General features: G+C 59.0%; 13 protein-coding genes and 1 tRNA gene. 8 read left to right on the top strand and 6 right to left on the bottom strand.

The window, feature by feature from the left end; translation table 11 throughout:
- The first annotated feature begins 48 nt into the window (after positions 1 to 48).
- The 4 genes from flgA to J5M57_RS24720 all read left to right on the top strand — a co-directional run bounded on the left by flgA (position 49) and on the right by J5M57_RS24720 (position 2,652).
- Entirely contained in the window at positions 49 to 810 is a 762-nt protein-coding gene (gene flgA / locus J5M57_RS24705; RefSeq protein WP_082920349.1) for a flagellar basal body P-ring formation chaperone FlgA, read from the top strand.
- A 160-nt stretch (positions 811 to 970) separates the two neighbouring features.
- A complete protein-coding gene (flgM, locus tag J5M57_RS24710) occupies positions 971 to 1,297 on the top strand; it encodes a flagellar biosynthesis anti-sigma factor FlgM (RefSeq protein ID WP_083368187.1) in 327 nt (108 codons plus the stop codon).
- 48 nt (positions 1,298 to 1,345) lie between these two features.
- A complete protein-coding gene (locus J5M57_RS24715) occupies positions 1,346 to 1,813 on the top strand; it encodes a flagellar protein FlgN (RefSeq protein WP_169842144.1) in 468 nt (155 codons plus the stop codon).
- Between the two features lie 92 nt (positions 1,814 to 1,905).
- Positions 1,906 to 2,652 carry a flagellar brake protein gene (locus J5M57_RS24720; protein WP_064588765.1) on the top strand — a complete coding sequence of 249 codons (747 nt, stop codon included), beginning with the start codon at positions 1,906 to 1,908 and terminating at the stop codon, positions 2,650 to 2,652.
- Between the two features lie 191 nt (positions 2,653 to 2,843).
- Here J5M57_RS24720 and J5M57_RS24725 read toward each other — a convergent pair whose 3' ends face one another.
- From J5M57_RS24725 to J5M57_RS24740, 4 genes are all read right to left on the bottom strand, one after another.
- Complete coding sequence (locus tag J5M57_RS24725) at positions 2,844 to 4,232, bottom strand: MFS transporter (RefSeq protein WP_207848036.1); 1,389 nt, start codon at positions 4,230 to 4,232, stop codon at positions 2,844 to 2,846.
- A 69-nt stretch (positions 4,233 to 4,301) separates the two neighbouring features.
- Positions 4,302 to 5,543, bottom strand: a complete 1,242-nt coding sequence (locus J5M57_RS24730; protein WP_169842432.1) for a glutamine synthetase family protein — start codon at positions 5,541 to 5,543, stop codon at positions 4,302 to 4,304.
- A gap of 200 nt (positions 5,544 to 5,743) precedes the next feature.
- Entirely contained in the window at positions 5,744 to 6,436 is a 693-nt protein-coding gene (locus J5M57_RS24735; protein ID WP_169842149.1) for a HAMP domain-containing sensor histidine kinase, read from the bottom strand.
- Complete coding sequence (locus tag J5M57_RS24740) at positions 6,433 to 8,037, bottom strand: tetratricopeptide repeat-containing response regulator (RefSeq protein WP_207848035.1); 1,605 nt, start codon at positions 8,035 to 8,037, stop codon at positions 6,433 to 6,435. The genes J5M57_RS24735 and J5M57_RS24740 overlap by 4 nt, the downstream gene beginning before the upstream one ends.
- Positions 8,038 to 8,247: 210 nt before the next feature.
- On the opposite strand from J5M57_RS24740, the gene J5M57_RS24745 reads away from it, so the two are divergent.
- Positions 8,248 to 9,615, top strand: a complete 1,368-nt coding sequence (locus tag J5M57_RS24745; protein ID WP_207848034.1) for a lysozyme inhibitor LprI family protein — start codon at positions 8,248 to 8,250, stop codon at positions 9,613 to 9,615.
- Between the two features lie 84 nt (positions 9,616 to 9,699).
- Here the strand turns inward: J5M57_RS24745 and J5M57_RS24750 are convergent.
- Positions 9,700 to 9,776: transfer RNA gene (locus tag J5M57_RS24750), tRNA-Arg, on the bottom strand.
- 294 nt (positions 9,777 to 10,070) lie between these two features.
- Between J5M57_RS24750 and J5M57_RS24755 the strand changes: the two genes are divergently transcribed.
- Both J5M57_RS24755 and J5M57_RS24760 read left to right on the top strand, forming a co-directional pair.
- Positions 10,071 to 10,301 carry a hypothetical protein gene (locus tag J5M57_RS24755; RefSeq protein WP_169842153.1) on the top strand — a complete coding sequence of 77 codons (231 nt, stop codon included), beginning with the start codon at positions 10,071 to 10,073 and terminating at the stop codon, positions 10,299 to 10,301.
- 20 nt (positions 10,302 to 10,321) lie between these two features.
- Positions 10,322 to 10,501, top strand: coding sequence for a PA3371 family protein (locus tag J5M57_RS24760; protein ID WP_064588771.1), 180 nt, complete (start codon positions 10,322 to 10,324; stop codon positions 10,499 to 10,501).
- Here J5M57_RS24760 and phnN read toward each other — a convergent pair.
- Positions 10,476 to 11,045 carry a phosphonate metabolism protein/1,5-bisphosphokinase (PRPP-forming) PhnN gene (phnN, locus tag J5M57_RS24765; protein ID WP_207848033.1) on the bottom strand — a complete coding sequence of 190 codons (570 nt, stop codon included), beginning with the start codon at positions 11,043 to 11,045 and terminating at the stop codon, positions 10,476 to 10,478. The two genes, J5M57_RS24760 and phnN, sit on opposite strands and share 26 nt — an antisense overlap.
- Positions 11,046 to 11,434: 389 nt before the next feature.
- Between phnN and J5M57_RS24770 the strand changes: the two genes are divergently transcribed.
- Complete coding sequence (locus J5M57_RS24770; protein ID WP_003178899.1) at positions 11,435 to 11,761, top strand: Arc family DNA-binding protein; 327 nt, start codon at positions 11,435 to 11,437, stop codon at positions 11,759 to 11,761.
- Positions 11,762 to 11,897 lie beyond the last annotated feature (136 nt).

The following is an 11,897-nucleotide window of genomic DNA, read 5'->3' on the forward strand; positions in this document are numbered from 1 at the left end:
CGACGCACATTCATTGCTAAACGGCACGGCGCTTGCTTTTTAACTCGTATGAACGCTCAAACGACATTTTTCCGACGCCTGACCTCCCGCACCCGCAAAGCGCTGTGCGCGACGTCTGCCGTCTGCTTGTTTTTCGCTGGCAGCCCTGCCGGTGCTGATACGGTTACCTTGCCTGACATGCTTATCGGCGTCACTCAGGGCTTTCTTGAGTTCACCGTAGAAGACTATCTGGCTACCAGTCAAACGGAAGGCCGCTACGAAATCGAGGTCAACCAGCTCGACCCGCGTATGCGCATGCCAATGTGCGACAAGGAATTGACAGCGTCACTGGAGAGTCCGGCACGTCCGCTGGGCCGGGTAACGGTCAAGGTTCGCTGCGAGGGAAGCTCGCCGTGGACGGTGTTCGTGCCCGCTCAAGTCCGCCTGTTTCGCGAGATTGTCACCACCACCCGACCGCTCAAACGCGCCGGTATTATCGAGCCGCAGGACGTGACCTTGCGTGAACGCGACGTCAGTCAGATCAATCAGGGTTTTTTGACGTCGGTGGATGACGCCATCGGGCAGAAATTAACCCGACCAACGGTCGCCGATCAGGTGATTACCCTGGTGCATCTGGAACAGGCCGAAGTGGTGCGCAAGGGTGATCAGGTGGTCATCATCGCCCGCAGTGGCACGCTCGCCGTGCGCATGCCCGGGGAAGCCCTGGCCAATGGCGGTCTGAAAGAACAGATTCGGGTGAAAAACCTCAATTCCAACCGGGTCATCAAGGCGCAGGTCATCGCGCCGGGCCAAGTGGAAGTGGCCATGTAAAACATGCTCGCAGAAAACTGGCGCCAGCCCCGCCCCTTCCCTAAACTGTGCCGCAGCAGGACACGCTTCGGCACATGCAGCTCATTGCAAAGTGAGCCTAAAGTTTTCCAGGGAATGGCCGAGAACATGGCAAGCGTCCAAATTCCCAGAGGTTTTTAACATGGTCATCGATTTCAGCCGTTTGAACAGCTCCTCGTCACTTACGGGCAGTACACGTACCAGCAACGCCAAGGAATCCGCCGAAACCGGTACCTCCGCGCCGCTGAATACCCCGGCCGAAACGGCCAGTACCGCAAAAAGCGGGGAATCGGTACACCTCAGCAATGAGGCTCAACAGTTGCAGAAGGTCACTGACAAGCTGCGCGATCAGCCTGCCGTCGACAAAGCCCGCGTGGCCGAGTTGAAAGCAGCGATTGCCGATGGCAGCTATAAAGTCGACAGCAACCGTGTAGCCAGCAAACTGCTCAACTTCGAAGCCCAGCGCTAGGCTTTCGCCGGCGCCAGGCTTTTGGACGCTTAGAACCCAAGGCCAGCCATGCACGACACTAATTTATTGCAACTGATCACCGACGACTTTGCTCCAGCTCAACAATTGCTGGAGTTACTGCAAACCGAGTCCCTCGCGTTGCACGGTCGCGACATGCCCTTGCTGGAAGAAATTCTGGCGCACAAGCAGGCATTGATCATTCTGCTAGAACAGCATGGCCGCAAGCGCAGTGAAATCCTCGCCAGTCTCAACCTGCCGACCGATCGTTCAGGTCTTGAGCAATTGGCTGGCCAATCGAGCATTGGCGAGCAGTTGCTGACGCAAGGCGACGCATTGACCGATCTGATCGCTCAATGCCAGGCGGCCAACCTCAAGAATGGCCAGTCGATACAGATCCAGCAGGCCGCCACGGCCAATCAACTGAAGATCCTCACTGGCGGTGAGGCTCCAGCGCTGTATAACGCCAGCGGTACATTTGCCAAACCCGCCACACCGCGTCCGCTCAGCCAGGCGTGAGCCATTCGATGTGCCTGCACTATCAACCCGCGAAACATGCTGGCAAAATGCTGGCTAGTCGTAGTCAAATTTTGTCTGGAGATTGAGAAAACGTGCCAAACGCCCTAAGCGCGGATGATAGTCCGCAGCCACCAAAGGTGCTGACCACGCCCCTGGAAATCTCCAGCAACCTGCGCCAGCTGCAAGAAAGCCACGATCCACTGATCATCACGTTCCATGAGCGCAGCCAGCGTTTTCAGAGCTACCTGATCAAGGTCGACCGCGAAACCGCGACCATCGCCCTGGATGAAATGATCCCGCGCGATGGCGAGCGCTTCCTGCTGGCGGGCGAACCGTTCAAGGTTGAAGGTTTCCACGAAGGCGTGCGCATCGCCTGGGAATGCACCGGCACGTTGAACATTGAAGAATCCGCGGGCGATCGCTTTTACACCGGCGAGCTGCCGACCGAAGTGGTTTACCACCAGCGCCGCAACGCCTTCCGCGCGGCACTGAAACTGACTGATCTGGTCAGCGTTGAACTGGGCGGCGAAAAACTCAAGGCGCCGATCAACGGCAAACTGCTGGATATTTCCGCCACCGGGTGCAAGCTGCGCTTCGAAGGCGACATCACCGACCGCCTGCAACTGGGCCAGGTCTATGACCGCCTGATCGCCGCCCCGCTGTTCGGCAACCAGCCGACTTCGGTCGAACTGCGTTACCTGCACTTCGAAGAAAAGCTCAACATCACCTTCGCCGGCCTGCGCTTCCACAACATCAGTGGCCAGGCTGCACGCAACGTCGAGCGCTTCGTCTATCAGTTGCAGCGTGAAGCACGTCGCTTCGATAAAGACGATCTCTGAGTCGAACGCACACAGAAAAAGGGCAGTCCTTGCGGGACTGCCCTTTTTTATTGGCAAATAATTCGGCAGCGGTGAGCCCCTTGTGGCGAGGGAGCTTGCTCCCGCTGGGCCGCGAAGCGCCCCGCACCTATGGGCCTGCTGCGCAGTCCAGCGGGAGCAAGCTCCCTCGCCACGGTTACAGCGTCACCGGGTCAGGGCCTGGCACCACTGATGTCCGGCGTCGGTTTATCGTCCCCATCAGCCGGATCAGTTTCCGCCGCTGCCTCAGGCTGCACTTCGGGCTCTGGTTCCGGCTCCGGCTCCGGCTCCGGCGTAACCGTATTCTGCATTTGTTCCTGCACCACCTGCTCATCCACCCGCGGGTCGAGAGCGGCCACCAGCGGCGAGCTGGACATGCTGTCCGGCATTGCCACGTGATGCAGCGGCGCGTCGTCGACCTGATGCAGATTGGTCACCGCTTTCGGACGAATGCGCCACACCAGCACCAGCGCAAAGAAGCTGAAGAACGCGTACAGGCTCTGGCTACCGAACAGCTTCATCAGTACACCTGCCAGCAGCGGCCCGATACTCGCGCCGACCCCGTAGGTCACCAACAGCATCGCCGTCAGTGATACCCGGCGATCGCCTTCGACGTGGTCGTTGGAGAACGCCACCGCCAGCGGATACAGACAGAACTGCACCAGCGAACAAAGGAAGCCGACCACAAACAGCACTTCCAGCGGCACCTGCGGCAGGATCGCCAATGGCAACGCCGCCACCGCGAGGAACCCGGCAAAGCAGCGAATCAGCAGCGCCCGGTCATAACGGTCGGACAACCAGCCCAACGGCCACTGCACCAGCAGTCCGGCAAAAATGCAGCTACCCATGAACAGACCGACCTGCTCGGTCGACAGCCCCTGCTGCGAGGCGTACAACGGCGCCAGACCGTAGAACGAACCGATGATCAGACCGGCACCGAGCACCGTGCTCAACGACTGTGGCACGCGCTTGATAAAGAAGCGTGGCTCCATCGGTGCCGGATGCAGCGGTGCCGGGTGGATCCGCCGGGTCAGTGCCACCGGCACCAGACACAGGGCGAAACACAGGGCGACCAGCATCAGCAGTTCCAGGCCGAGGCCCGGGTGCATGACCAGAATCAGCTGACCGAGCACCAGCCCCAGATATGAAGCGATCATGTAGCCGCTGAACACCAGCCCGCGCTGGTTGGCGTCGGCCTGCTCGTTGAGCCAGCTCTCGATCACCATGTATTGGCACATCATGCCCAGACCGACAATGGTCCGCAGCACCAGCCACGCCGGCAGCCAGTCGACCAGGCCATGCCCGAGCACCGCCGCCCCGACGATCCCGGCACACGCCGAATACGCCCGGATATGCCCGACCCGGGCGATCAAGCGGTGCCCGATCTTGCCGCCCAGCACCAGGCCGAAATAGTTGGCCGCCATCAGCGCACCGACCCACAGTCCATCGACATGGTCAGCGGCCAGGCGCAATGCCAGATAAGTCGATAGAAGGCCCGAGCCGATCAACATCATCAGCGAGGCGAAATACAGCGCTCGAAAGGATTTCCAGATTTGGCGCATCGGCGTTCCGAGCGGCTCCTTGCAGTGAGTATCGGGCTATCCAAACGATAGCCCGACGGCGACAGTTAGTCAGGCCTGGGCTGCTAGAACACGCCGTTCCCAGGGAGTGATTTCATCAAAGAAGCTGGTCAACTCCATGGTCTTCGAAGCGATGTAGCCTTCGATGAACTCCTGTCCGAACAGTTCCCTGGCCAATTGGCTACGTTTCAGACGCTCGAGGGCGGCATGCAAGGTACACGGCAGCGAAAGATTGTCCGGCACTTCGAATTCGCCCTGAATCGGCGCGCTCGGTTCCAGCTCATGCTCGATCCCATGCAAGCCGGCGGCCAGGCTCGCGGCAATCGCCAGATAGGGGTTGGCGTCGGCGCCAGGCAAACGGTTTTCCACGCGACGAGCCACCGGCGAACTGGCCGGAATTCGCAGTCCTGCAGCGCGATTGTCGTGGGACCAGCAGGCATTGTTCGGCGAAGCATACGGGTGACACAGTCGCTGATAGGAGTTCACGTTCGGCGCAAACAATGCAGTGAAGTCAGCCATGCCCGCCTGCTGTCCGCCGATGAAGTGGCGAAACATTGCCGTCGGCTGGCCATGGTCGTCGCTGAACACATTCTGGCCGGTGGCGATGTCGACGATGCTCTGGTGAATGTGCATCGAACTGCCCGGCGTGTGCGCCAGCGGCTTGGCCATGCACACCACGCTCAGGCCGTGCTTGAGTGCGACTTCCTTGAGCAGGTGCTTGAACAGGAACGTCTGATCGGCCAGCAACAGCGGATCACCGTGCAGCAGGTTGATCTCGAACTGGCTGACGCCCATCTCGTGCATGAAGGTATCGCGCGGCAAACCGAGCGCCGCCATGCATTTATAGACTTCGCTGAAGAACGGCCGCAGACCGTTATTGGAACTGACGCTGAATGCCGCCTGCCCGTCCTCGCGACGTCCGTCGAGGCCGACTGGCGGACGGAACGGTTGCGTCGGATCGGTATTCGGCGCGAAGACAAAGAATTCCAGCTCGGTCGCCACCACCGGGGCCAGACCGCGCGCGGCGTAGCGGGCGATGACGTTCTTGAGCTGACCACGGGTCGACAGGTTGGAGCTTTCGCCGCTCAGCTCGTCGGCATCGCAAATGGCCAGGGCACGCGGCTCGTCGCTCCATGGCAGGGGGTGAATCATGCTCGGCTCGGCTACGAGCGCCAGGTCGCCGTCATCGCTGCCGTAAAACCGCGCCGGCGGATAACCGCCCATGATGCATTGCAGCAGCACTCCCCGCGCCATCTGCAACCGCCGCCCTTCGAGGAACCCCTCGGCGGTCATCACCTTGCCGCGCGGCACGCCGTTCAAATCCGGCGTGACACATTCAATCTCATCAATGCCGGTCAATCGCTGCGCGAGTGAACGCTGACCATCGGTTGTCATGACGCAATCCTTGTTATTGTGCGAGCCGCGAACGGCGACCCGTACAAAATAGGCTCCGGCTGTTCGGAATATCAAGCAGCGTCAAACAAAAACCCGAGTCACGGCAGATAAAGGCTGAACACCCCGCCACCCAACGGCCCGCCGTTGCTGATTTCGGTGTGCCCGACCACGCCATTGCGCTGATGCAACGCGGCAATGCGGTTGGCGAAATACAGACCCAACCCGGTGCTGCCACTGCCGTGATTGATGCCCTGCACGTAATCGGCCTGACGTTCGAGCATCTCGGCCGGATAACCGTCGCCGTCATCGTTGATGCTCAACACCAGTTGCCCGGCCTCGTCGCTGACGGTAATCAGCAGCGACTCGCGGGCATAGCGAATCGCGTTGTTGATGCAGTTGCCCAGCACCGAGGCAATCAACTCGCGATCGAAGAAACCCAGCGGGCTCAGCGGATCGACTTCATAGGTGGCGATGATCCCGCGACTGGCGAACACTTCTTGATGCGCCGCCAGTTGCGCCTCGATGAAATCATCGAGTTCGTGATACGCCGGTTGCAGCGGCATCTGGTTGACGCCGAGCTTGTACAGCCCCAGCAATTGCACCAGCATGCCGTTGAGGTGGGCGAACTCGAAGTCGATCACGCCCTGCTCCGTGCCGCTGCGCTGCTCCTCGGGCAGACGCGCCAGCCATTGGCTGTGGGCCTGCATCAGCATCGCCAGCGAGTTCTTCATGTCGTGAACGGTGGAGGCAATCACCGTGGAGAAATCCAGCGCCTGCTCGTCTTGGTTCATTCGCCAAACGCCTTGCTTTTCAGCTTCTGATAACGCGCAAAACGCGCGTCGGTGTCGGGCATCAGGCCAACCATTTTCAGGCAGGCCCGACATTCTTCCAGCTCCGCCGACGGCACATTGGTATCGGTGCCGTGCAGCAGCGACTGGGCCATGTTCAGCGCAATACTGATGTTTTTCGGTTGCATCTTCAGCGCCTTGCGGAACACCTCGCGGGCCTCCACCAGGTTGCCGGTCTTGTACACGCGCACGCCTTGACGGTTGAGGTCGGCGGCAGCGTTGCTCGAACTGAGGATAGTCGGGTCGTCGGTGAGCTTGGCGATGTCTTTCATCACTGCCGGATCGTCACCGTAGATCTCCGCGCAGCTCTTGAGCATCGAAGTGCCCGCCTCGGCCTGCCCGAGCATCTGCAACTGCTTGGCAACCAGCAGCGCCGCTTCAGGGCTCATGAACTGCTCCATGCCGTCGAGACGCATCAGCGCCTGCTCGGTGAGCTTGTCAGCGGTTTCGGCGTCGTTGAGCAACAGACTGGTGGCCTTCATCAGGCGCGCGCGAATCTGCAGGCCCGGGTCAGACGGGTTCTCTTTGGCGACGGCGCTGAGCGTGGTGTTGATCTCCAGCCGGGTGCGGGTGTCGAGACCGCGCTCACTGCCCTTGCTGATCAAGGCATGAGCCAGGCCAAGATTGCTTTCCGGATCCTTGAAGCGCGACTGCGCGCCCTGCGCCACGGCCTGACGATAGGCCCGGGACGCGGTGTCGAAGTCTTCGTTGGCCATCGCCAGTTTGCCGAGCAACGCTTGCCGACGCACCGCCAGCGGCGACAAACGAATCGCCTCCTCCAGCACCCGCTGCGCACCTTTGGTATCGCCCTCGGCCACCAGCACATCGGCCATGCCGTCATACAACGCCGGCATCATCGGGAACACCTTCAGCGCTTTCTCATAGACGCCTTTGGCCTGTGCCACTTGCCCGCGCTTGAACAACAACTTGCCCAACCCGGCAAATGCCCACGGCAACGGCCGGTCAGCGATGATGCTGTCGTACAGGCGTTCAAGGGCTTCGTTCTGATTCATGTCGCGCAGCGCATCGGCGCGATAACGCAGGCACAGCGGCGAATAACGGATGTCCTGCTTGCACAGCGCAATACAGGCATTGAGCACCTCGACCGGCTTACCGCGATCAAGGGCTTGCAGAATCGGTTTGAGCAACGTCTTGCGCTGCTCCAGACGCTCCAGGCGCTGCGCCAGGCCAGAGCGATTGAACGGCTTGGTCAGGTACGCATCCGGCTCGTGCTCCAGGGCACTGAGCACCATCGCCTGACTGGTCTCGGCCGTCACCATGACAAACACCGCTTCATGGCTGATGAGCTTTTCCGACATCAGGTCTTCCAGCACCTGCTGGCCGTTCTTCTTGCCATCGCCGAGATGGAAATCCTGCAGGATGAAATCGTAGGACTTCTGCGCACACATCTTCAGCGCCTGCTCGCCGGTATCCGCGGTGTCCACATCTTTGACCCCAAGCTCGCGCAGCATCGAACGCACGGAACTGCGGAAATCCGAAAAATCATCGACGATCAGAAAACTCTTTTGGTGATACGACAGCATCGAGGATTTCCAGGCAGTTGAAGTGGGGGCAATTTCAGGCGCGCAGATGATAGCTGCCGGCCAAATGCTATCAAGCGATTTCACACGACTTTTAAGTCACCGAGTGGGTTATCGGCCACAAGTGACGTTCCCTGAAGCGGGCACTTCAAGATTCCTCGCACAGCGATTACCCTGCGCGCCGGCTCATCTTTCCACTACAAGGTTTATCTCGTGTACATCAAAGGACGTTGCATCGTGTCCGCCTGTGCGCTGCTGTTCATCCAGCAGGCGATGGCGACCGGAATGGATTGTGCGAAAGCGGCGAGTGCCGTGGAAAATGCGATTTGTGCGGACAAGGGGTTGTATGAGCTGGATGCGCAGATGGGTGCGCTTTATCGGGAGCTGATAAAGATCACCGGTGAAGGGCAACCTGAACTCAAACGCACACAACGTTTGTGGCTCAAGACTCGTAATCAGTGCGAAGTGGACGTTGCTTGCCTTGAGCAAAGTTATCGCGACCGACTGAAGTTATTACAGGCGCAACAGATGGATGCCGTGGCGCACAGACCTAGCGGCATCGACAAACAGGTACTGGAAGATCTGCAACGCAGCATTCAGGCAGCCAGCGAGGGCGGCAATCGAGAGGTGGCGGTTGAACGAGTGCTGGCTTCACTGGTGATCAATTCTGGAGAGACATCGTTTTCAGGCGACTCCGACAAAGACAACCCCAGCGAGCAAACGCACTTTCCATCGACGATCCCCAAAGACGTTACACCGGATGAATGGAAGGCATTGACCGCCAGCGACATCGACGCGGCAGCAGAAACCGGGCAAACCTCCTACTCGCTGCTGGACATGGACGGCGACGGGCAGCGAGACCTGATCGTCCAGACCTACGCTGGTGGCACCGGCATGTTTACCTACGTGGAAACCTGGCGCCGAGACGGTGACCGGTTTATCAAAAGGTCCTCCGAGCCTGAAAGCGCGCTGTTCTACACCAATGATCGCGGTGCCAACCAATCGGCGTACTGGATCAAGGCTCGCGGCAATATCTACGTCGCCTACCGCAACGGTGCCTACGGCGCTGATCACATCTACTTGCTCAATCCGCTGAAGGTCAATCGTGAAGTACCCACCGTGACGGTGCGATACAGCTACTCCCTGAATGTACCCACCACTCAACACAAGGATGACGGCACCAGTACCTTCGAATTGGAGCCTGATCTGCGGCTTACGCTCAATCGGGCAATCACCAAAGCGAACGAAGCGCAGGCCGATAGCATGGCCACTCAGCGCACGCCTCTTTGCCCGATTCCTGCAACCGGCGCAGGCGAGAACGATTACTACAGCTACGGCCCGGTGCATTACTCAGTGGAAGACGTTTTCGACCTGCCGGTGATTATCGGTAGCGACTGCTACATCGGAAAACTGGTTGACTGGTTTGGCAGCTACGACGAAAAACATGGTTTGTTTGCACAATTGGCAATGCGCAAACCGGACGTTGATGCAGACGGGCGCAGTTACGAGGTCAACGGGCGGCGACATGTGATTGAGGTCAGCACCTCGATTGGCAAGGCCGACGGTGGCGCAGCTAACTGAGCCCATTGATACGAGCATGAAAAAGCCCCGCCAGGTCGTCCTGTGCGGGGCTTTTTTTGCGAGCCGTTATGCGGCTCTGAATGATGGTGTCCCAGGGCAGGTTCGAACTGCCAACCTTCCCCTTAGGAGGGGGATGCTCTATCCAATTGAGCTACTGAGACACTGAGTTGTCGCGGCCGGAAGCGGCGCGACGGACGGCGTGCATGTTAACGGCCAGCCCTTGATTTGTCATGTCGTCCGTGGGCTTTTTAAGTGTAGGCAGGCGCCTTGCAATGCTGCGGGAACATTTACCGTGCAATTTGCACTCCCCCAAAAAGCCATCATTGCAGATTGCAACCCGCCGATCAGGAAAAACCCTTCCAAATGCTTGTTTTTAAAGGACTTCACAGCGGTTAGACTGTTGGCACGACGGCTGCTTTGTCTGTTCCCATAACAGAACAAATGGAGTCCGCCTCATGAACAGCACTCTCCTGCTCGCAAACGCAATCGCTCTGGCGGTTTTGGTGGGCTTTCACTTTGCCCCCGAGAGTGCTGAACCGGTGGCTCAGCGCATGCCGCATTACCTGCAAGTGCAGAAAGCACCGCAGTGGGCGGTGCTGAGCGATCACAGCGACTTCGCTGCACAGGCGGTCAGCGAGCCTGAGCAAGCCTTGCCGACGCGCGCTAGCGAACGTCTGGTTTTTTGAAATATCTTCAGGAGTACAGCATGTCCAAATCAGCCGCAGGATTTCTGATCCTCGCCTTATTGAGTGGCGTTGTGCATTTTTCGCTGTTCGAGGAAACCGAAGTCACCCTGCCCTTGGTTGGCTGCGGCGTGTTTGCGGTGCTTTTTGTGCTGGCGTTGGTGGCCGGGCGCAAGATCAAGTTCGATCCGGTGCTGCGTTAAGCCGGACCAACGCCAGCAGTTGATTGACGGCGTCCGTCAGGGCGCCCGAGTTGTCGATCAGGTGCACGGGACCATCGCTGGACCTGCGGTCCTTGAACATCCCGTTGCGCGCCAACCTCGCGTCGATCTGTTCAGGCGTCTCTCGACCACGCTTGAGCAGGCGCTCACGCAACACTTCATCCTTGACCGTCAACAGAACCGGCAACAGCGTCGGGTAGCATTCCAGCGCCTGGCGTAGATTGGCGCGCGAACCATTCACCAGCACATGCCGTCCGGCGTGCAACCACTCGTCCATTTCTATGGGGATGCCGTAAGCGAGGCCATTGGCGTTCCAGGCCAAGGCAAAATCGCCGGAGCGCTGACGTTGCTCGAACTCCTCGGGCGTGACGCCGATGGCATCTTCACCCACCGATTCCGCTGAACGGGTGATGACCCGGCGGATGATTTCGCAGTTCATCGCGCGCAATGGCGCACGCGCAGCCTCGATCAGGGTGTCCTTGCCTGAACCGGAAGGCCCCATCAGATAAATAAGCCTGCCATCCATCCTGAAAACGCCCTCCTACGGGTGTTTGCCCCTAGTAAATCGGCAAATTGCCACTATCCTGTACAGGTAAGGAACAAGGATTGAAAGCCGCATAGCATGCACGTTCTGAGGTCTTCGGACATCAACTGATGTGTACCAGGAAGCGGACATTGATGCGGGCCTGGGGCAAGTTTTCAAACCAGTCCGCATTTCTGACAATTGGTGCTGGCATTACGCCTTTACCCAGCTCAATATTTGTCACAGAATTGACGCCAATGATCTGGCAATTTTGAGGCATGATGCGGGCCTCTTAACAATTCAGGTTGAACCATTTGGCGCGGATGCTTGTCCTACCACACATCCTGCGGCCAATCCCGAGAACCGCTCCCCTGAACTAACCGGTTAAATATATGCGCCCATTGAAACAGGCAATTTATTCCAGCCGTACGGCTGACAAGTTTGTCGTACGTCTGCCAGACGGAATGCGTGAACGCATTGCCGAGGTGGCTCGCAATCATCATCGCAGCATGAACTCCGAGATCATTGCGCGCCTTGAGCAGAGTCTTATTCAGGAAGGCGCACTGGGCGAAGAGTTGAGCATGCGCCTGGACAGCCCGGAGCTGTCGCTGCACGAACGTGAGTTGCTGCAACGCTTCCGTCAGCTGTCTCACCGTCAACAGAACGCCCTGGTGTCGCTGATTGCTCACGACGCCGAGATGGCCGCAGACGCGTCCTGAGCTACACCGAACATCTCAAGCCAGCATAAGTGCTGGCTTTTTTTTGCCTGCGATTTGACGCGTTAGCCGCCTGACATACATTCGTGGTGAGGGGATTTATCCCCGACGGGCTGCGAAGCGGCCCCAAAAAAAGGGA

Origin of the sequence: Pseudomonas sp. 86_A (assembly GCF_017491705.1) — a bacterium.
GTDB classification, from domain to species: Bacteria; Pseudomonadota; Gammaproteobacteria; order Pseudomonadales; family Pseudomonadaceae; genus Aquipseudomonas; species Aquipseudomonas koreensis.